The organism is Vreelandella alkaliphila, from assembly GCF_016107625.1.
Classification (GTDB): Bacteria; Pseudomonadota; Gammaproteobacteria; order Pseudomonadales; family Halomonadaceae; genus Vreelandella; species Vreelandella alkaliphila.
Window position 1 is genome coordinate 173175 of the sequence record NZ_JABASV010000004.1, and the last position, 21042, is coordinate 194216.

18 protein-coding genes are annotated in these 21042 nt (G+C 52.3%); 5 read left to right on the forward strand and 13 right to left on the reverse strand.

Annotated features, from left to right (window positions below; genetic code table 11):
* Positions 1-67 precede the first annotated feature (67 nt).
* Both gatA and gatB read left to right on the forward strand, forming a co-directional pair.
* Positions 68-1528, forward strand: coding sequence for an Asp-tRNA(Asn)/Glu-tRNA(Gln) amidotransferase subunit GatA (gene gatA / locus JFC11_RS07910; protein WP_038485553.1), 1461 nt, complete (start codon positions 68-70; stop codon positions 1526-1528).
* Positions 1528-2982 (forward strand): Asp-tRNA(Asn)/Glu-tRNA(Gln) amidotransferase subunit GatB, encoded by a 1455-nt coding sequence (gene gatB, locus JFC11_RS07915; RefSeq protein WP_198349136.1) that lies wholly within the window; start codon positions 1528-1530, stop codon positions 2980-2982. The genes gatA and gatB overlap by 1 nt, the downstream gene beginning before the upstream one ends.
* A 70-nt stretch (positions 2983-3052) precedes the next feature.
* On the opposite strand, the gene sixA is transcribed toward gatB, so the two are convergent.
* From sixA to JFC11_RS07935, 4 genes are all read right to left on the reverse strand, one after another.
* Positions 3053-3535 (reverse strand): phosphohistidine phosphatase SixA, encoded by a 483-nt coding sequence (sixA, locus tag JFC11_RS07920; RefSeq protein ID WP_198349137.1) that lies wholly within the window; start codon positions 3533-3535, stop codon positions 3053-3055.
* Positions 3528-4598, reverse strand: coding sequence for an NAD(P)H-dependent glycerol-3-phosphate dehydrogenase (locus JFC11_RS07925; protein WP_038485562.1), 1071 nt, complete (start codon positions 4596-4598; stop codon positions 3528-3530). Before JFC11_RS07925 ends, sixA begins: the two co-directional genes overlap by 8 nt.
* A 116-nt stretch (positions 4599-4714) precedes the next feature.
* Positions 4715-6619 carry a molecular chaperone HtpG gene (gene htpG / locus JFC11_RS07930; RefSeq protein ID WP_038485565.1) on the reverse strand — a complete coding sequence of 635 codons (1905 nt, stop codon included), beginning with the start codon at positions 6617-6619 and terminating at the stop codon, positions 4715-4717.
* Between the two features lie 102 nt (positions 6620-6721).
* Positions 6722-7069, reverse strand: coding sequence for a YkvA family protein (locus JFC11_RS07935; RefSeq protein WP_038485568.1), 348 nt, complete (start codon positions 7067-7069; stop codon positions 6722-6724).
* Between the two features lie 127 nt (positions 7070-7196).
* On the opposite strand from JFC11_RS07935, the gene JFC11_RS07940 reads away from it, so the two are divergent.
* On the forward strand, positions 7197-9149 hold the full coding sequence (locus tag JFC11_RS07940; protein WP_198349138.1) for a transglycosylase SLT domain-containing protein: 1953 nt from the start codon (positions 7197-7199) through the stop codon (positions 9147-9149).
* Between the two features lie 33 nt (positions 9150-9182).
* Here the strand turns inward: JFC11_RS07940 and JFC11_RS07945 are convergent, their stop codons facing one another.
* On the reverse strand, positions 9183-9839 hold the full coding sequence (locus JFC11_RS07945; protein ID WP_038485575.1) for a LysE family translocator: 657 nt from the start codon (positions 9837-9839) through the stop codon (positions 9183-9185).
* Between the two features lie 135 nt (positions 9840-9974).
* On the opposite strand from JFC11_RS07945, the gene JFC11_RS07950 reads away from it, so the two are divergent.
* Positions 9975-10178, forward strand: coding sequence for a cold-shock protein (locus tag JFC11_RS07950; RefSeq protein WP_009721950.1), 204 nt, complete (start codon positions 9975-9977; stop codon positions 10176-10178).
* A 70-nt stretch (positions 10179-10248) separates the two neighbouring features.
* Here JFC11_RS07950 and JFC11_RS07955 read toward each other — a convergent pair whose 3' ends face one another.
* The 4 genes from JFC11_RS07955 to JFC11_RS07970 form a co-directional block, all read right to left on the reverse strand.
* Positions 10249-10989, reverse strand: a complete 741-nt coding sequence (locus JFC11_RS07955) for a hypothetical protein (protein ID WP_120386762.1) — start codon at positions 10987-10989, stop codon at positions 10249-10251.
* Positions 10990-11030: 41 nt separating this feature from the next.
* On the reverse strand, positions 11031-11990 hold the full coding sequence (yegS, locus tag JFC11_RS07960; RefSeq protein ID WP_198349139.1) for a lipid kinase YegS: 960 nt from the start codon (positions 11988-11990) through the stop codon (positions 11031-11033).
* A gap of 39 nt (positions 11991-12029) precedes the next feature.
* Positions 12030-14660 carry an aminopeptidase N gene (gene pepN, locus JFC11_RS07965; RefSeq protein ID WP_198349140.1) on the reverse strand — a complete coding sequence of 877 codons (2631 nt, stop codon included), beginning with the start codon at positions 14658-14660 and terminating at the stop codon, positions 12030-12032.
* An 84-nt stretch (positions 14661-14744) separates the two neighbouring features.
* A complete protein-coding gene (locus JFC11_RS07970; protein ID WP_038485589.1) occupies positions 14745-15230 on the reverse strand; it encodes a YajQ family cyclic di-GMP-binding protein in 486 nt (161 codons plus the stop codon).
* A gap of 223 nt (positions 15231-15453) precedes the next feature.
* Between JFC11_RS07970 and cobO the strand changes: the two genes are divergently transcribed.
* Positions 15454-16053 carry a cob(I)yrinic acid a,c-diamide adenosyltransferase gene (gene cobO, locus JFC11_RS07975; protein WP_038485592.1) on the forward strand — a complete coding sequence of 200 codons (600 nt, stop codon included), beginning with the start codon at positions 15454-15456 and terminating at the stop codon, positions 16051-16053.
* A 131-nt stretch (positions 16054-16184) separates the two neighbouring features.
* On the opposite strand, the gene JFC11_RS07980 is transcribed toward cobO, so the two are convergent.
* The 4 genes from JFC11_RS07980 to hflK all read right to left on the reverse strand — a co-directional run bounded on the left by JFC11_RS07980 (position 16185) and on the right by hflK (position 21020).
* Positions 16185-17480, reverse strand: a complete 1296-nt coding sequence (locus JFC11_RS07980; RefSeq protein ID WP_038485594.1) for an adenylosuccinate synthase — start codon at positions 17478-17480, stop codon at positions 16185-16187.
* On the reverse strand, positions 17480-18673 hold the full coding sequence (locus tag JFC11_RS07985; RefSeq protein WP_038485596.1) for an ATP phosphoribosyltransferase regulatory subunit: 1194 nt from the start codon (positions 18671-18673) through the stop codon (positions 17480-17482). The genes JFC11_RS07980 and JFC11_RS07985 overlap by 1 nt, the downstream gene beginning before the upstream one ends.
* A 199-nt stretch (positions 18674-18872) precedes the next feature.
* Positions 18873-19757 carry a protease modulator HflC gene (hflC, locus tag JFC11_RS07990; RefSeq protein WP_038485599.1) on the reverse strand — a complete coding sequence of 295 codons (885 nt, stop codon included), beginning with the start codon at positions 19755-19757 and terminating at the stop codon, positions 18873-18875.
* A complete protein-coding gene (gene hflK / locus JFC11_RS07995) occupies positions 19758-21020 on the reverse strand; it encodes an FtsH protease activity modulator HflK (RefSeq protein WP_038485602.1) in 1263 nt (420 codons plus the stop codon). It abuts the gene before it with no gap.
* Positions 21021-21042 lie beyond the last annotated feature (22 nt).

The window sequence follows — 21042 nt, forward strand, 5'->3', positions numbered from 1 at the left end:
CAGATTACCACGCACAGGCCGCTATTTTCTGCTCTTTCTATTCGCCCCCGAACGGAGCTTCCGGGTCATGCATGATAAAACCGTAACGCAGCTTGCCGCCGCCCTGAAAAGCGGTGAGCTTTCCAGCCGAGAGCTGACTTCACACTTTTTACAGCGTATTGAGCAAGCTGATGGCACGCTCAATAGCTTTATTACTGTCACCGCCGAGCAAGCACTTGATCAGGCAGAAGCTGCCGACAATGCGCGTGCTGCAGGCAAGGCTGGCAAGCTAACAGGCATTCCTTTCGCGCTGAAAGATATCTTTTGTACTCAAGGGGTGAAAACCAGCTGCGGTTCGAAAATGCTCGATAATTTTATCGCGCCTTACAATGCCACCGTGGTAGAGAAACTCAACGCTGCCGGCACCATTAGCCTGGGTAAAACCAACATGGATGAGTTCGCTATGGGCTCTTCCAACGAAAATAGCTATTTTGGTGCAGTAAAAAATCCCTGGGACCTTACTGCAGTTCCTGGCGGCAGTTCAGGTGGTAGTGCCGCCGCAGTAGCAGCAGGCCTTGTCCCTGCTGCGATGGGCACAGACACCGGCGGCTCTATTCGTCAGCCCGCAGCGTTTTGCGGCATCACCGGCTTGAAGCCTACGTATGGCCGCGTTTCTCGCTATGGCATTATTGCCTACGCGTCTAGCCTCGATCAGGCTGGCCCTATGGCGAAAAGTGCTGAAGACTGCGCACATCTGCTCAATGTCATTGCTGGCCATGATGTACGTGATTCCACCAGCGTTGCCCGCGGCGTTCCCGACTACACAGAAACGCTCAACGCACCGCTTTCCGGCCTCAAAATCGGCCTGCCAAAGGAGTACTTTGGCGATGGTTTAGACGCTGACGTCGAAAAAGCGGTCCGCGAGGCAGTGAAAGTATATGAATCATTAGGAGCGACCGTACGCGAGGTGAGCCTGCCGCATACCCACTATGCGATTCCGGCTTATTACGTTATCGCCCCTGCAGAGGCGTCCTCGAATCTCTCCCGCTATGATGGTGTGCGCTTCGGGCATCGCTGCGATGCACCGGCTGATCTTATTGATCTCTACACGCGGTCTCGTGCGGAAGGCTTCGGTGATGAGGTGAAGCGGCGCATCCTGATTGGCACACACACGCTTTCTGAAGGCTTTTTTGACGCCTACTACACCAAAGCGCAGAAAGTGCGTCGTTTGATTCGACAGGACTTCCTGGACGCCTTTGAAGACGTAGACGTACTGATGGGGCCCGCATCGCCAACGCCCGCGTTTGATCTTGGCGCCAAGAAAGATCCGGTGTCTATGTACCTACAGGACATTTACACCATCGCCGTTAACCTAGCCGGCATTCCTGGCATCAGCGTTCCAGCAGGCTTTTCCAATGGCCGTCCGGTTGGTCTGCAGATCCTGGGTACCCACTTTGCAGAAGCACAGCTGCTAAACGTGGCTCACCAGTTCCAGCAAGCCACTGATTGGCACTTACAACGCCCTGCTTTTGCCGAGGAGAACGCCTAATGCAATGGGAAACCGTGATTGGGCTGGAAGTACACGTTCAGCTCGCAACTCGTTCGAAAATTTTCTCCGGCGCCTCCACCGCTTTTGGTGCCGAACCGAACACTCAAGCCTGTGCTGTTGACCTTGGCTTACCCGGCGTTCTGCCTGTGCTGAACGAGCAGGCCGTGGCCATGGCCGTTCAATTTGGGCTTGCGGTACACGCCGACATTCCTGAAGTATCGGTGTTCGACCGTAAAAACTACTTCTATCCCGATTTGCCCAAGGGCTACCAAACCAGCCAGATGTATCATCCGATCGTCGGCGCAGGTGATGTTGAAATCACCCTAGATGACGAATCGACCAAGCGTATTCGTATTCATCACGCCCATCTTGAAGAAGACGCTGGCAAGTCGCTGCACGAAGACTTCCACGGCATGACGGGCATCGACCTTAACCGGGCGGGCACACCGCTACTGGAAATCGTCTCAGAGCCGGATATGCGCAGCGCAAAAGAGGCCGCCGCGTATCTCAAAGCAATTCACTCTATTGTGACCTATTTGGGCATTTCCGACGGCAATATGGCGGAAGGCTCAATGCGCTGCGATGTTAACGTTTCAGTGCGCCCTAAAGGCCAAGAAGCCTTCGGCACTCGCGCGGAAATCAAAAACGTCAACTCGTTCCGCTTTGTTGAGCGCGCGATTGCTTATGAGGTCGAGCGCCAGATTGAGCTGATCGAAGACGGCGGCAAGGTCGTGCAGGAAACCCGCCTGTTTGATCCTGAGCGCGATGAAACCCGCAGTATGCGTACCAAAGAGGAAGCTAACGACTATCGCTACTTCCCCTGCCCGGATCTGTTACCCGTGGTGTTAGATCAAGCTTACCTTGATCATCTGCGCAGCCAGTTGCCAGAACTTCCTGCCGACAAACGGGCGCGTTTCCAGAATGAGCTAGGCTTATCGGTCTATGATGCCCACGTACTGTCTGCTAGCCGAGAAATGGCCGAGTTTTTCGAAGAAGTACAGCAAGTGTGCGGCGATGCTAAACAAGCCGCTAACTGGGTACAAGGGGAGCTTTCGGGTGCTCTTAACCGTGAGAACCTAAGCATTCAGAACAGCCCGGTTTCCGCAAAACAGCTCGGCGAGCTAATTAGTCGCGTACTGGATGACACCATTAACGGCAAAGCCGCTAAGCAAGTCTTCCAAGCACTGTGGAATGGCCAAGGCGATAGCGCCGACGCCGTCATTGACGCAAAAGGCTTGAAGCAAGTCACGGATACTGGCGCGATTGAAGCGATGATTGACCAGGTTATCGCAGAGAGCCCGGCTCAGGTTGCTCAATATCGTGATTCTGAGCCAGAGAAACGCGGCAAGATGATTGGTTACTTCGTTGGCCAAGTCATGAAGGCATCTCGCGGCACGGCGAATCCGCAGCAAGTTAATGGCTTGTTAAAAGAGAAGCTGGACGCACTGCTGTAACGTCGACCGACGAGTGACAGCAGTGTCATAGCGGCTGCCTCGGCAGCCGCTTTTTTTGTGTCTATAAGCGTTATAACAACTGGCTTGGCTGGGTAAAGCGTTTTAGCTGCGCGCAACCGGCGGCCCACACGTCAGCCTCCAGCTCTGCAATGGCGGCGGTAGGAAAGCCAATCCCCTGGCTCGGCACTCCTTCTACTAACAGGCCCGCCAACTCACCCACCAGCGGCATATGGCTGACGAGCATAATCGGAGCATCTGCAGATTGATTTAGCAGCCATTCACTAACATCACTAGGTGAATCTTCCGGGGTAATAAACGCCAATGTATTAAGTTGCACACCCAAAGCATCACAGATCCGCTGAGCTGTCTGCTGAGCTCGTACAAAAGGGCTGGCATAAATCGTGGGGCAAGATAGTTCACCCTGCTCAATACGCATGGACAGCCAGCGGGCCATTTTTTCGGCTTCAAGCTCACCACGAGGCGTTAATCGGCGCGATTGATCGGGAAACCCCGATGCAGCCTCACCATGGCGCATAACCAGCACACTAGGCATTCCTGCCTCCATTTTCACGGTGGGCTTGCTGAACAGCCTCACGAGGCAGAATAAATTCCACATCACTGCTTTGCTCGCCCATCATCAGAGTGCGTGCCATCTCCTGAGCCGGAACACCTTCAAACAGCACGCGATTCAGGCCCTCAGCCAGCGGCATATAAACACCCATTTCACGCGCTTTAGCGCAGACAAGCTTGACGGTATTTACCCCTTCAGCTACTTGACCTAATGCCGACACCGCCTCATCAAGACCTCGCCCTTCCCCCATGGCGTAGCCAACCCGATAGTTGCGGGATAGATTTGAAGAGCAGGTAACGATTAAATCACCGACGCCAGCCAAGCCTAAAAACGTCATCGGGTTAGCCCCCTGTGCAACTGCAAAGCGGCTCATTTCTGCTAGCGCTCGCGTCATCAGCATGCTGCGAGTGTTCTCTCCCATTCCCAGCGCTGCCGCCATACCTGCGGCAATGGCGTAGATATTTTTAAGCGCCCCACCCAGCTCAACGCCATGACGATCATTACTGGCATATACGCGAAAATAGCGACAGCCTAACGCTTGCTGCACCCGCGTTCTGGTGAGCGCATCGGCGCTGGCAATGACGGTGGCAGTCAACTGCTTATCAGCGATTTCGGACGCTAAATTGGGCCCCGCTATGACGCCAACGTGGGGAAACCCAGTTTCCTGTTCAAGCACCTGACTCATTAGCAAAAAGCTATCTTGCTCAATACCTTTGGTGGTACTGACCAGAATTTGCTCCGGGGTTAACCAGGGTTTGGCAGCCTGAACAACACTGCGAAACGCTTTGGAAGGGATAGCAATCAGCACTAACTCAGCGCCTTCTAGCACCGATTGAAGATCCGTAGACGCGATGACGGCGGGATTAATTACATAATGTGGTAGATAGCGCCCATTGCGATGCTCGTGATTTATTTGCGTCACTAAAGCTTCATCGCGCATCCACTGGCGCACCTTTGCGCCATTATCTGCTGCAATACTCGCCAGAGCGGTACCAAAACTTCCGCCCCCCAGCACTGCCACATTCATCTGCTGTTCATCAGCCATGACGATATCCTGATCATTGGTCTCGTGCGTTTAGCACTTACTTTATCATCATCTCTATTAAAACAAGCGGCCCGCTTGGATATCCAAGCGGGCCGCGTCAATCAACTACTGATTCATCAAGCCGTTAAGACGTTATTAAGCCGCTTAACATAGGCAGCGGGATCATCAAGATGACCACCTTCAGCGATGATCGCCTGATCCAGCAAAATATGCGCCAACTGGCCAAACAGGTCGCCGTCAGCATTTTCCAGACGCGCCACCAGAGCATGGTTGGGGTTTAGCTCCAGAATCGGCTTCACCTCGGGCAATGGCTGGCCAGCGGCTTCCATAATCCGACGCATCTGATAGCCCATTTCATGCTCAGGAAGCACGACACAGGCGGGCGAATCGGTTAAGCGGTGAGTAATTTTCACCTCTTGAACACCATCGTTTAACGCTTCTTTGACGCGCTTAACCAAGTCTTCTTTGGCTTTAGCTGTTTCTTCCTGGGCTTTCTTCTCTTCCTCGTCTTCCACATCGCCAAGGTCCAACTCACCTTTAGCCACATCGGCAAACGATTTACCATCAAACTCGGTGAGATGACTCATTAGCCACTCGTCAATACGGTCCGATAGCAACAGCACCTCGATACCTTTCTTACGGAAGATCTCTAAGTGAGGGCTATTTTTCGCCGCATTAAAGCTGTCGGCGACCACGTAGTAAATCTTCTTCTGACCCTCTTTCATACGCTCAACGTAGTCGACCAGAGAGTGCTCCTGGGCGGCAGTATCGGTATGCGTTGAAGCAAAACGGAGCAGGCCAGCAATCTTTTCGCGATTGGCGGCGTCTTCACCTGGCCCCTCTTTTAGCACGCTGCCAAATGTATTCCAGAAGGTCTGGTACTGCTCATTGTCTTTCGCCAACTTCTTGAGCATATCCAACGCACGCTTGGTCAACGCACCCTTGATCTTATCGACTTTGGGGTCTTGCTGGAGCAGCTCACGAGAAACGTTCAGAGAGAGATCGCGAGTATCTAATACACCCTTGATAAAGCGCAGATACAGAGGCAAGAACTGCTCCGCGTCGTCCATAATGAACACACGTTGAACATACAGTTTAACGCCTCTAGCGCCATCACGATCGAACATGTCAAACGGTGCACGGCCCGGTACATACAGCAGGCTGGTATACTCCAGCTTGCCCTCAACCTTATTGTGGCTCCAGGTCAGCGGGTCGCTAAAATCGTGGGCAACGTGCTTGTAAAATGCCTTGTACTCGTCCTCAGTGACATCGCTTTTCGGACGAGCCCATAACGCAGTCGCTTCGTTAACCGTTTCCCACGTGGTGATTTCACTGCCTTCAATATCGTTGCCTTCGTCGTCCTTCGCCGTTTCGGTTTTAGGCATACGCACGGGCACTTCAATGTGGTCGGAGTATTTGCGCACTAGCCCTTGCAGGCGATAGTCGTCGGCAAACTCTTTAGCATCGTCTTTAAGATGCAGCGTGATTTCAGTACCGTGACGTTCACACTCAATATCAGCAACGGTGAATTCACCCTCACCCTTTGAGCGCCACTCGACCCCTGCTGAGGCGTCAGTGCCCGCTTTGCGGGTGCGTACCGTTACTTCATCAGCAACGATAAATCCAGAGTAGAAACCTACCCCGAACTGGCCAATTAACTTAGCGTCTTTTTGCTGCTCGCCAGAGAGCTGCTTAAGGAACTCTGCGGTACCTGAGCGTGCGATAGTACCCAGATTCGCAATGACATCATCGCGATTCATGCCAATACCATTATCACGTAGCGTGATGGTGTTAGCCTCGCGATCATGCTCAATTTCAATGCGCAGCTCGCTGTCACCTTCATAAAGCGCATCGTTATCAAGTGCGGCATAACGCAGCTTGTCACAGGCATCAGCCGAGTTAGAGATCAGCTCGCGTAAAAATATCTCCCGGTTAGAGTACAGGGAGTGAATCATTAAATTTAGGAGTTGCTTAACTTCCGTTTGAAAGCCAAGAGTTTCTTCCTGGGTTGCCGTCGTCATGCGCTTAGCCCTCATTAATCACGTTGTGCTTGGCGCTCCTGCCTAACGTTAGGCAGGAGCGGAAAAGGTTGTGAACTCAATATGGGGATAAGCGGCGGGATTTCAAGAAGGTGAGTGAGAAGAAGCGGCTGGCGTTTCTTCTGCATATTTCCAATTACGATATTCTGACAGGTGGGCATCGACACGATTAAGTAACCAACCTACGATCAAAACATCATCAACAATGCCAATCATTACGAGAAAGTCGGGAATAAGATCAAAAGGCATGACAAGATAAGCAAGTGCTAGCGCCATCAGCCCAAAGGCCGACCAGGGAATAGGGCGAAAACTGCCTCGCAGCACGTCACGCGTCATAGGCAGAAACAGCTTTAGTGCTCGGCCAATGCGTTTCACTGCCCATACACGTGTTTTGAGCCGTCGAAACAGCCACCACGTAGACATTCGTGCCATCGTTATTGAATCCTCCAGGTATCGTAATTGCCAGAACATTTTTTGCACATTTAGTTCATCATCAACCCAGCAATACAGTTCTAGCAACATAGCGGCTAGATACCATTAGCGAGCAAGAGGGAGTGCCATGCAAGCTTCGCCATTTCGATTAACATTTCGCAGCCTATGTGCGGCGATGCTCATCGGGTTACCAACTGCCTCCTGGGCAACGTCTGACTCAGCGATGCGCGAGGCACTTGAAGCTGCACGCCAACAGCAGTGGCAACAGATCAATGACCGCGCGATAGAGGGGCATATCCTTAGCGGCTATGTTGACTACCATCGCCTACGTAGCCAATTGCCTAATGCAGCCCCCAGCCAAGTGCTGCAGTTTATCGAGCGCCATGCTGATTCACCGCTATCAGAATGGATGCGTGGCCAAGCGATCGCAAAGTATGGCTATGCGGGTCGATTTGGCGACCTGCTTGCCGTTGCTGACGGCGTACCAGCAGGCACTGCTCGTCAGTGTTACTACTACACTGCTCTCTTGGATAGAGCACCTGCTGAAGCTCGCGAAGCGGGGCTTGAACTGTGGCTTGTAGGTAGCTCCCAGCCGGATGCCTGCGACCCGCTGTTCAATCGCCTTCGCGCGGATGGCACCATTGATGCCACGGCAATTTGGGAGCGTAAAATGCTCGCTTGGCAGGCGGGCGAAGAGCGCTTAAGCAACTATCTAGGCGGGTTACTGAACAGTCAGTGGCAAACAGCACTGAATACAGCCGAAACGGTCAATAACTCACCAAGCGCACTTGCCTCAGCGCCTACCTGTCTTGGCCCTGAATGCGCTGCCACGGCGGCGTTTTATAAAGCCGCCATGCAGCGCTACACGCGAGAAAACACCCCCGCAGCCTTCTCAACGTGGCAAGCCATTGGGCCACGCCTCAACTTAGCCCATACTGACCGCCAAGCGATCGAAGAAGAACTTGCGTTTTATGCACTCGTACGCAACGTTCCTGGCACCCTTTCCTGGGTCGACAGCGTACTGCCTTCGCTGAACAGCGAGCGCGTATTAGAACTGCGTGTTCGCGACGCTCTGGCCAAAAGACAGTGGACCGATGTCGTCCACTGGATCACCGAAATGCCTAGTAGCCAGCAGGAAAGTAGCCGCTGGCAGTACTGGCTAGCCAGGGCCAATGAGCAACTGGGTAATCGTGACGCAGCGTTAGCGCGTTACCAACTATCAGCAACCGACCGAAGTTTCTATGGCTTTGCTGCTGCCGAAAAACTCAACCAACCCTACCAGCTCAACTTAGAACGCAACCATTTTGACGAAGCTACCAGGGCACAAACGGCACGCCTGCCGGTGGTTCAGCGCACCGAAGCACTCCTACGTATTGGCGAAGATGGTCTAGCCAACAGCGAGTGGCTGTATGCCGTACAGAATGGCACACCTTATCAGGCGCGGGCGCTCGCCGATTACGCCGCTCACCAGCAGTGGCATGCTCGCTTAGTGCAAACCACGATTGCAGCTGAAATGTGGGACGCGCTGGATTGGCGTTTCCCAGCGGCTTATCGTGATAGCTTCCTACATTGGGGCCGCATAACCGGCGTCGACCCTTATTTACTGATGGCCATTACCCGTCGTGAAAGTGCTTACAACCCAGTCGCCCTTTCGCCTGCCGGTGCTCGGGGGTTAATGCAATTAATGCCAGGCACGGCAAGCCAAGTTAGTCGTCAACTGGGGCTAAATGATCCAGGACCTTACGGCGTTTTAGAGCCTGAGCTTAATATTCGCTTAGGTAGCACCTACTTACGTGACAAGCTGGAACGCTATCAAGGCAATCGGTTGGCCGCCACCGCCGCTTATAACGCCGGGCCAGGCCGAGTAGATCAATGGCTAGGCAACAACAGCATGGAATCATTTGACCTGTTTGTAGAAAGCATTCCATTCCGGGAAACCCGAGATTATGTACAAGCCGTGTTGAGCTACCGGGTCATTTTCGAAAGCCTGGCAAACGGCGGCAACAGCGAGGGCGTCTCACTGCTTAGTGAGAGTGAACAGGCCGTTCGCTATGACCACGCGCTGCTTGTAAGCCGATAACCTCGACAGACCCTCCACTGATACAGCGCCCGGTTATACCGGGCGCTGCTCTAGCGCTAAACGAACGCCAAATACCACCAGCACCACACCGGTAGCGGCATTGAGCGTTTGTGCAAAACGAGCGCTGGCCAACCACTTACTTGCCCCACCCACCATTAGCACTACGCTAATTTGCCAGATATTGGCAATCACGAAATGAACCCCCGCAAGCCATAATGATTTCAGCAGTGCTGGATCAGAAGGCGAAATAAATTGGGGTAAAAATGCCATGTAGAACACCACGGTTTTGGGGTTCAAGACATTGGACAGCAGGCCTTCTTTGATAGGTTGCCAAAATGGCACTGGTGAGCCGCTTGTCATCACGCCTTGAACAGGCAAGGGGGTGCCACGACGCGCCGCCAGCAAGCTGGAGACACCCAGCCAAATCAGGTAAGCCGCCCCCACCAGTTTTAGCATATGAAATGCCCAGGCCGACTGCAGCAGTATCAGTGAAATACCCAGCGCTGAAATAGTCGCATGGACGAACAGTCCGCAGCAAATAGCAATACTTGTTGCAACACCATCTCGAACACCACCGCGGGCAGTGTTGCGGATGACAAGCAGCGTATCAACGCCAGGGCTTATTGATAGCAGCGTTATCGCCACAAGGAACGAGACAAACTGAGCATCGATAAAGCCGATTTGCGTCATGAGAGGAAGCCCACCAAAAGTTAAAAAATCTTAAGTCCGCAACTGGACGCCTGAACTATTTGCTTCTACATTAATTTTGGCAGGCATTCACAATGGATGCTTGCCCAATCATTAAGCATGTTAAGGATATGGACGATGGCGACTGGCACTGTCAAGTGGTTCAACGAGACCAAAGGTTACGGCTTCATCTCTCCTGATGACGGCGGTGACGATCTATTTGCCCACTTCTCCGAAATTCAAGCTGAAGGTTTCAAGACCCTGCAAGACGGTCAAAAAGTCAGCTTTGAGGTAACACAGGGTAAAAAAGGCCTTCAGGCTTCTAACATTCGTCCGGTCTAACGCCAGAGGAATAAAACAAGGCCCACTCATGCAGCGGGCCTTATTCATATTCACTGATTATGTAAGCACATTACTCCTGGGCACGCTCAGCTTCTTGCTCCTCACCAACACTGTCTATACTTTCACTGATCGGCTGCTCACTCTCGAGGGCCTCAAACTGCTCTTCTAAACGCTTTTGCGCTTCTTCAAAACGTCTCTCAGTGTCTTCAATCAGCGCATCTACGTCGGTAGCTTCCAAATTATCATCTAAGTCAGACGTACCGGGTAAGCTGGACTCTGTTTCCCAACTTGGAGCTGGAGCGTCGCCATCCATCGGCTCCAAGGCCGGTGTCTGCTGCTCGACTTCTTTAAACTGCTCATCTAAGCGGCGCTGGGCTTCTTCAAAACGGCGCTCGGTCTCAGCAATAACGTCATCGACATCTGAACGAGTGGTTTCGCCAGGCATAGCACTGGCTTCATCGAGGGCATCTTCAGGGTCCGCTGCAAGCGTGTCTTCATCCGCCTGCACCTCTTCGTTATTGGGCGAGATTGAGGCTTCCGATGCATCATTACTGTCATCTCTCAGTGCCTCTGCTTCCTCTAGCTCCTCTGCCGCTTGGCGCGCTTCAATGTCCTCTTCGATATCATCCGCACTAGCGGCTTCATCCGTCTCTTCGCTGCCATCTGCAGCAGTAGGTGCTTGTTGAGCATCCACGTCACTGCTAGAGGTGTCCTGCTCATTTGTAGTCGTAGTATCTTCCTGTGCGTCGCCGCAGGCGCTTAGCAGCAGCGCGAGACTGGCTAGTAGCGGCATCCAAAAGCGATTTACCATTGGATTTTCTCCTTAACAGTGATTCAAATAATAAAAAACACTTAGTGGCGATCATTAGCCGTCAATAGTGAGCACCCTTCCGGCAGCAGCACTTTCAGCGCAAGCGGCACTACTTCGACGCAAAATCGCTCATAGCGACGCGCCTCTCCATCTAAGGTTAACGGCCAAGGTTCATCATCTGGCTGAGTCGTTACCGACAGCTGGCTGGCGGTAAAATAATGCACAAAGCGCCCTTCGGCTGGAAACTGCTGCAACTCACTCAGCAACGTCGGCAACTCTGCCGCTGATGAAAAGTCCTTGACCAGTAGCACATCGAAACGGCCATCGTCGAGCTTAGCTCTTGGCGCTAATACTTGCCCGCCGCCAGATTGGCGACCATTGCCCAGCGCGAGAAGTAACAGCGACGCTTCTTGCTGCTGGTCCCCCCAATGCAACGTGCCGCAATAACTACGGTGCCGCCATGCTTTCAAAGCGCCCATTAGGGAGTATGCGCCACCACCTAACATGCGCTTTAGCGTTTTAGGGGTTGATGAGGTAATTTCGGCACCAAATCCGCCAGTTGTCATGTTGACGTAATAACTAACCGCTTCTTCTGCGCCTGACTGAGCGGTCATTCTGATCACATCAATCGGCGATGGAGACAAGTGCCTTGCAGCCTCAAGGGCTGGCCCTGGCTCCAGCGGCAAACCGAGGGAAGTAGCAAAATCGTTGGCACTGCCTAACGGCACAATGCCTAGTGCTGGTCGCAGATCATGAGCAATCCGCATGAGTCCGTTAACCACTTCATTAACGGTACCATCGCCACCACAGGCAATGACCCGCGTAGCGCCCAGCTCGACCGCTTGGGCAGCGAACTCAGCGGCATCGCCGCCTTCCCAGGTCGAACGTACGATGATCGACATCCCTGCCTTGCGCTGCTCTTCAACAGCTTCGCGCAGCGCCGGGTTACCGGCAGACTTACCGTTAATAATCAGTAAATAGTGCTGCTGTGTATCTGTCACCGGCGCATTCCCTCTCCATGGTTAGTTCGCTGGCTTACCTTATGCCAGCGCTTTCTCAACAACTTCGAATACGTTTGACGATAAAGGCTCCTGCTTAATACGCACAAGCTCATCGCGCATTAACTGCTGACGTTCTTCGTCGAAACGCTGCCAACGGGTTAACGGTGTCACCAGCCGTGCGGCTATTTCGGGATTCAGGCGATTTAGCTCAATCACCACATCGGCTAACAGCGCGTATCCTTTACCATCTAAACGATGGAAATTAATCCGATTTTGGGCAAATGCTCCGACCAGGGCACGCACTTTATTAGGGTTCTTAATTGAAAATGCTGGGTGCTGCATTAGATATTGAACACGCTCAAGAACATCTGGCTGCGGGCGTGACACCTGTATGGTGAACCACTGATCCATAACCAACGGGTCATGTGCCCATTTTTCGCCAAAGGCCTTCAGTGCTGGAGACGCGATATCATCACGGTCACTATGAACCAACAAGGTCAGCGCATGACGAACATCGGTCATGTTATGTTCCGCAGCAAACTGCGTTTCGCAAAACGTAATGCCCTCTTCGTCCTCAATCGCCATTAAATAAGTTAAGGCGACGTTTTTGAGGCTACGCTGGGCGATCTGTTCAGGCGTTGGCGCGTAGGGTTTATCGCTTTGGTTCGCTTTATACACGGCGATAAATTCATCACGCAGCGCAACGGCTAACGACTGGCGCACGAATTCGCGAGCGGCGTGTATTGCGTCCACATCTACAATCGGCTGCTGCTCGGCAATATAGGCTTCAGAGGGTAGCGTCAGCATTTCTGCCAGCACCGCTTTATCGCTCATAGCACTAGTAAGCAGCGTTCTAAAGGCTTCCACAACACGGCTGTCCATGACCTTTTCAACACCATTACGATGTGCAGCGATTAGATCATCTAACGCCAGCATAGCAAGCCGCTGGCCGGCATCCCAACGGTTAAAGCCATCGCTATCATGCGTCAGCAAAAACGCAAGGTCTTCACGCGAATAGGGAAAGTGTAGCTTTACGGGTGCAGAAAAATCGCGCAGCAGTGAAGGAACAGGCGCTTCAGCAACGTCAGTAAAGACAAACGTCTGCTCATCTTCAGTGAGATGAATAACAGCGTCGTTACCTAGCTTCTCACCTGACAGTGTTAATGTCAGATCCTGTCCCGACTTGGTGCCCACTAGCCCCATACGTACGGGAATGTGTAACGACAGCTTGTCTGATTGCCCTGGAGTCGCGGGGGTACGTTGGCGCAGAGTGAGATGATACTCCCCATGGGCGTAATCGTATTCACCGTGCGCATCGATTTCAGGCGTGCCTGCCTGGGAGTACCAACGCATAAATTGGCTAAGGTCTACATCAGACACCTCAGCCATGCAGCCCACAAAGTCTTCAATGGTCACTGCCTGACCATCAAAACGTTCAAAATAAAGATCTGAGCCGCGACGGAAGTCTTCCCAACCCAGTAAATTACGCAGCATGCGCACAACCTCTGCACCCTTTTCGTAAATCGTCAGAGTGTAAAAGTTGGTGATTTCAATAAAGTGGTCTGGCCGGATCGGATGCGCCGTTGGCCCAGCATCTTCGGCGAACTGAGCAGTGCGGAAAAATGACACGTCTTGAATGCGCTTAACAGGAGCCGAGTTGGTATCGGCGGAAAAGCACTGATCACGAAATACAGTAAAGCCTTCCTTTAAAGAGAGCTGGAACCAATCACGGCAAGTCACTCGATTGCCTGACCAGTTGTGGAAATATTCATGGGCAACAATCCCTTCCACATTTTGGAAGGCTGCGTCCGTCGCGGTATTGGGATGAGTTAATACCGCAGCGGAGTTAAATATATTAAGCCCTTTGTTTTCCATTGCCCCCATATTGAAATCATTCACTGCCACAATCATAAACAGATCAAGGTCGTATTCACGGCCATAGGTCTGTTCGTCCCATGCCATAGCACGCTTAAGAGAGGCCATCGCATGTTCGGTTTTATCTAGGTTTTCTTGCTCGACCCATAACTGCAGCGTCACGTTGCGGCCGCTCACAGTCTCAAAAGAATCTTCCACTTTATGCAAATTCCCAGCAACTAAAGCGAACAGATAGCAGGGTTTCGGGTGCGGGTCTTCCCAGGTCGCAAAGTGGCGGCCATTTTCCAATGCACCTTGATCAACAGGATTACCATTGGCGAGTAGCACTGGTTCACTGGTGGCGTTACCAATCACCGTTACCTTAAAAGTGGCCATCACATCAGGACGATCGGGGTAATAAGTAATTCGCCGAAAGCCTTCTGCTTCACACTGGGTGCAATACATGCCGTTAGATTGGTACAGCCCTTCCAACGCAGTATTGCTGCTGGGAGCTAGCTCCACCTCACTCTCCAGCATGAAGGTCTCTGGCACATCCGCTATGTGCAGCACCTCATCCGTTAACTGATACGCAGCATCAGCCAAAGGGCTACCATCGATAGCGAGTGATATCAGCGTCAGATGTTCACCGTTAAGCACTAACGGCGCTTGTGAATCAGCGCTTGGATGACGCTCTATTTGCAGACGTGCTTTTACGCGGGTTGCTGCAGGGTCAAGATCAAACGTCAGCTCGGTATGGGTAACTAGGTAGGCGGGCGGCTGGTAGTCGCTTAAATAAACCGGCTGCGGATCAGACATAGTGCGTGACTCCTGTAAGCTTATAAATTATTTGATGAGGCAGCGCCTAACGCTGCACCATCGTATTACTGTCGATCGAGTTAATTAATCACGGAAGTTATCAAATTGTAATGGTAGTTCAGGCCCCTCTTCGCCACGTAAAAGCGCCATCACGCTCTGAAGATCGTCGCGTTTTTTACCCGTAACGCGCACTTTTTCACCCTGAATCTGAGCCTGTACTTTTAGCTTGCTGGCTTTGATACGCTTAACCACATCTTTTGCTTCAGCCTGATCAAGCCCCTGCTTTAGAACGACCTCCTGTCGGGCTTTCACACCAGACAACACCGGGTCTTGAATATCCATACAACGGGCATCAATTCCACGTGCAATCAGCCGATTGCGCAACACATCGAGCATTTGCTTTAGTTGGAAATCAACCTCAGCCTCAAGCTGAACTTTCTCTCCTTCAAGTGAAAAGCTGGCATCAACACCTTTGAAATCAAAGCGCGACTGCACTTCACGATTTGCTTGGTCGATAGCATTGGACGCTTCGTGCTGATCAAACTCTGACACAATATCAAATGAGGGCATGGCATCATTCCTAGTAAGACATGACCCACTATTCTAGAGCAGCTAGCCCCCACCCGGCCAATTTCTTACATAATGTGTCTTGCAGCGCTAACTTCGGCACCCCCAAAACTTGAACAGAATTATCCATTAACTATACAAAACTTAACCACAGCAATATTAAATTGCCGCTGGATGAATTAACCTAGCCATCATTTACTTAATCACTTACCGATGGATACCGACCATGAGCGATCGCGATGCACGTCACAAAGCGTCGATGGAAAAACTGAAAGCCCGCGTTGACGAGAAAGTGGCCAACGCTACCGAGCAGCGTGGGCTGTTGCTGATAAATACGGGCAATGGCAAAGGTAAAACGACTGCCGCCTGGGGCACCGTCACTCGCTCGCTTGGCTATGGCTATAAAGTTGGTGTCGTGCAATTTATTAAGGGATTATGGGAGTGCGGTGAACGCAATCGGCTAGAGGAAGACGCAAACCTCAGTGTTGCCATCATGGCCACGGGCTTTACCTGGGATACCCAGAATCGCGAGTCAGATACCCAAGCTTGCCAAGCAGTATGGCAAGAAGCTGAAAAAATGCTCGCAGACCCAGCGACCTATCTTGTTGTCCTGGATGAAATTACTTACATGTTGAAGTTCGGTTATTTAGATATTGATACGGTTAAGCAAGCACTGATCAATCGACCGCAAGAACAAACGGTGATTATTACCGGACGCAATGCTCATCGAGATTTAGTGGCAATGGCGGATACAGTGACAGAGATGCAAGAGGTACGGCACGCGTTTAACAATGGCCTGCAAGCCCGTCGCGGCATCGACTTCTAGTTTTAATACGGATGCTAAAAAGCAAAAAGGGGCGATTTAATCGCCCCTTTTTTCAGCTACTCAATTTTTTCAACTACTCAATCATCTCAGCAGCTTACAAACACACAAATTATTTATGCATGAATGCTAGCTTAGTCTTCAAACGGGTTACGCAGGACAATGGTTTCCATACGGTCAGGGCCAGTTGAGATAATATCAATGCTGGTACCTACCTGCTCTTCTAAGAAGCTGATGTAAGCACGTGCATTGGCAGGCAGATCCTCAACTTTCTTGGCGCCCAGGGTAGATTCTTTCCAGCCCGGTAGATCATGGTACAGCGGCTCAACAGCTTCGTAGCCTTCTGAATCAACCGGATTATCTAGCACATCGCCATCTTTACTACGATAGCCCACGCACACACGAATATTTTCCAGGCCATCCAAAACATCAAGCTTGGTTAAGCAGATACCAGAGACTGAGTTGATCTGCACCGCATGACGCAACGCTACGGCGTCAAACCAGCCACAACGGCGCGCGCGACCCGTGGTTGCTCCAAACTCATGCCCACGCTCGGCTAAATGACGGCCATGGTCGTCAAAAAGCTCGGTCGGGAATGGGCCAGAGCCAACGCGGGTGGTATAGGCTTTGGTGATACCTAGCACGTAGTCCAGGTAAAGCGGGCCAACACCTGAACCGGTAGCCGTTCCGCCAGCGGTGGTATTAGAGCTGGTGACGTAGGGATAGGTACCGTGATCAATATCCAACAGCGAGCCTTGAGCACCTTCAAATAGGATGTTCTCACCGGCTTTACGCAGATCGTGCACCATACTAACGGTGTCTGTGACCATAGGCCGTAGCTCTTCGGCCATCTGCATAGCGGTATCCAGTACTTCCTGGAAGTCCACCGCCGGCTCGCCGTGATAGTTCACCAACACAAAGTTGTGGTAGTCCAATACCTCGCCAAGCTTCGAGGCAAAACGCTCACGGTGAAGCATATCGCCTAAACGCAGACCACGACGGGCAACTTTATCCTCGTAAGCTGGCCCGATTCCACGACCAGTGGTGCCGATCTTAGCAATGCCGCGCGCTTTTTCACGTGCTTGGTCCAAACGCACATGGTAAGGCAGGATTAACGGACAAGCTGGTGACAGGCGCAAGCGCTCACGTACCGGCACGCCCTTCTCTTCAAGCTCACGGATCTCTTTGATCAGCGCTTCAGGCGACAATACGACGCCATTACCGATCACACAGGTTTTACCTGGACGCAGCACACCAGAGGGAATCAGGTGAAGAACCGTTTTCTCACCGTCAATCACCAAGGTATGGCCTGCGTTATGACCGCCTTGAAAGCGCACCACTGCTGAGGCTGATTCGGTGAGCAGGTCAACAATCTTGCCTTTGCCTTCATCACCCCATTGGGTACCCAGGACTACGACATTCTTACCCATTATGCACTCGTCTCTTGTGTCAGGGTCATTGTCTGCCAACGACCGTCAATAAACTCAAGACGGCGGTCACAACTGTGCTCCGCCGGCCCAGTACGCTGCCCAGGCAGCGCTTGAATCACGCGTTCACCCTGCTCACGCAGCGCAGCAATGGCAGCGTTAAGCGACTCTTCTTCTTGGGCAGGCGCCCAAACAGCCCCCTGGCTGGGTGAAGCCAGCGCCAGGGATGCCAATTGTTTTAAATCCATAGAAAAACCGGTCGCCGGACGCGCACGACCAAAAGCACGGCCAGTGTCATCATAACGCCCACCTTTGGCCAATGCATGGCCATAACCAGGCACATAGGCAGCAAACATCATACCAGTGTGGTACTGATAACCACGCAGCTCCGCTAAATCAAAATAGAGCGAAACGTCAAAGCGCGCCAATACACCTTTATAGAGTGCTTCCAACTGGTCAAGTGCCGCCCTCACCGGCGCGGGGGCACCGGCAAAACGATCTCGTGCTTGCCCTAACACACTTGCATCACCATGCAGCTCACCAAGCGCTATCAGCATATCTGCCAAGGCTGGGTCGCTGACACTACGGTGAACGAGCTCAGCTAACTGGCCCGGCGATTTCAGCGCCAGTGCTTCAAACAGCGCCCGCTCCTGCTCATCGCTAAGCGCAGCTGCCTCGACAAAGCTACGATAAATGCCAATATGGCCCAGCGCCAGGTGAATTTCATCAGCGCCCGCTGCTTTTAAGCTGGCCAGTGCCAAATGAATAATTTCACTGTCAGCTTCTAAACCGGCGTGACCAAACAGCTCGACCCCTACCTGCACAGGGCTTCTCCCCCCCTGATGCTGGTCGGCTTTAGCGCGCAGCACATTCGTGCAGTAGCATAATCGAACCGGCCCTTGCCGCTTCAGGGAGTGGGCATCCATACGCGCCACCTGAGGAGTTACATCGGCAGATGCCCCCATCATGCGACCCGTTAGTTGGTCAGTTAATTTAAACGTCTGAAGATCTAGATCGGTACCGGTACCGGTAAGCAAGGAGTCCAAAAACTCCACCGGCGGCGGCATTACTTGGTCGTAGCCCCAGCAATGGTAGAGATCAAGCAGCGCACGGCGCAGCTCTTCCATGCGGCTTGCCTGAGGCGGCAGCACCTCATCCATGCCGTCGGGCAATAGCCAGCGGTCAGCGATGGTCATGTGAACAATCCTGCGAGACAATGAAGGCCCAAACAAGCAGCTACATCATGACGCGTTTTAGGCGTTCATGGACAAGCGCTAGTGAAATGAGGGCCACAAAAAAACCGGGCGACGCCCGGTTAATTAAGTCTATCACGTTTGTGCGCCAGATGAACCCCGCTAGGACTGCATAACCTTGCGGGGCTGGGCACACATATAACTACTCTCCGTTGCTAGGAACCGCACTACGCAAATAGCGGAAGAAATCACTATCAGGCTCCAGCACCAGCAGGTTGTTATCACCTGCAAAGCTTTCACGATAAGCGTTCAAACTGCGCCAGAAAGCGAAGAATTCCTGATCCTGACCATAAGCCTGGGAGAAAATTGCCGCTGCTTCTGCATCGCCTTCACCACGCAGCGTTTCAGAACGCTCATTGGCCTGGGCGAGCAGTACCTGACGCCGACGATCAGCGTTAGCACGAATACGCTCAGCCTCTTCCTGACCTTGTGCACGCCATTCACGAGCTTCACGCTCACGCTCAGAACGCATACGATCAAATACTGCAGCCGAGACATCTTCTGGCAAGTCGATACGCTTAATGCGAATGTCACGTATCGCCACACCAAGCTCATCGCGCATCAGCTCATCTAGCTCAGCGGTAGGCCCTGTCATCAGATCATCGCGACGTTCGGCGATAATTTCCTGAAGATTCAAGCGACCAAACTCGTTACGTAAGCTTTCATCTACGCGCGGCTGAATCAGGCGAATCGCCATCATTTCATCGCCTGCAGTCGCCTCGTAGTAACGCGTGGGATTTACCACCTGCCACTTGACGTAAGAGTCGACAATAACCGCTTTCTGCTCAAGGGTCAGATAACGGCTGGTATCAGTATCAAGAGTCAGCAGACGCGTATCAAACTTACGAATCGTTTGCGCGATCGGTATTTTGACATGCAGTCCTGGCTGAATATTCTCTTCGATGACCTCACCAAAACGCAGCTTAACGGCACGCTGGGTTTCATCCACTACATACAAGCTATTACTAGCTAGCCAAGCCACAGCGGCCAAGCCACCTACGATTAGCAGGGATCGATTATTAATCATTTAGCGGCCCTCCCTGCGAATGGGGTTACTTGATGACGAGGATGACGAGCTACTCTGGCTTCCCCGTAACGAATCAAGCACCCGCGGATCAATCGATTCACTACTACCATCACCACTATTACTGGAAGAAGCATTACTGCCAGCAGCGCTACCGCCACGCATTTGATCTAATGGCAAATACATCAAAGGCGCATTTTCACTTACATCCAGCAGTACTTTGGGAGTATTACCAAAGACGTCTTCAATCGCATCCAGGTACATACGCTCACGCATGATGTCAGGCGCGTTGCGATACTCGGTCAACAATGCGTTAAAGCGGTTAGCCTGACCTTGTGCTTCAGCCACGACCGACTCTCTATAACCTTGACCTTGCTCAACGACACGCTGCGCTTGGCCTTGAGCTGCAGGGATAATGGCATTGGCGTAGGCCATCCCTTCGTTGATCGTACGCTGACGATCTTCACGTGCGCGAATAACATCATCGAAAGCATCGATAACGGGCGCAGGCGCAGAGGTTGACTCAATGTTAATTGTCTGGAGACGAATACCAGCGCCGTAAGCATCCAAATAAGATTGAAGGCGGCTTGCCACAGAGCTACCTAAAATTTCACGACCAGAGGTTAAAATGTCGATCATGTCAGTGCCACCGACAACGTGACGCAAGGCGGAGTCCAAGGCATTCTCGATAGAAAGTGCTGGATCGCGTACGTTTAATACGAAGTCACGGGGATTAGCCACTTGATACTGAGCAGAAATTTCCACTTCAACGATGTTTTCATCACGCGTCAACATAGACTGCGTTTGGGAAACTGACCGAACACGGGTCACGTTCACCATACGAACATCGTCAATTAGCGGCGGATTCCACTGCAGGCCTGGGTCTACGATGCCCTGATACTCACCAAAACGCAGCACGACGCCACGCTCAGACTGGTCGACCAGATAAAAACCGGATGCGGCCCAGATAGCTAAAGCGACAACGACCAGCAAACCAGGTAGCGCTAGAGAGTTACGCGGCTTACCACCACCGCTTTTACCACTCCCGTTACCGCCACTGCTTTTTTTGCCACCGCCACCCAGCATTCCGTTTAACTTATCTTGGAATTTCTTTAGTGCTTCATCGAGGTCGGGCGGACCTTGATTATTGCCACCATTATTACCTCCACCATTACTTCCACCGCGATCACCGCCGTTATTACCACGTCGGCCACCACTGCTCCAGGGGTCGTGCTGGTTGCCACCACCAGGCTCATTCCAGGCCATACATCTTCTCCACTCAGGTGTT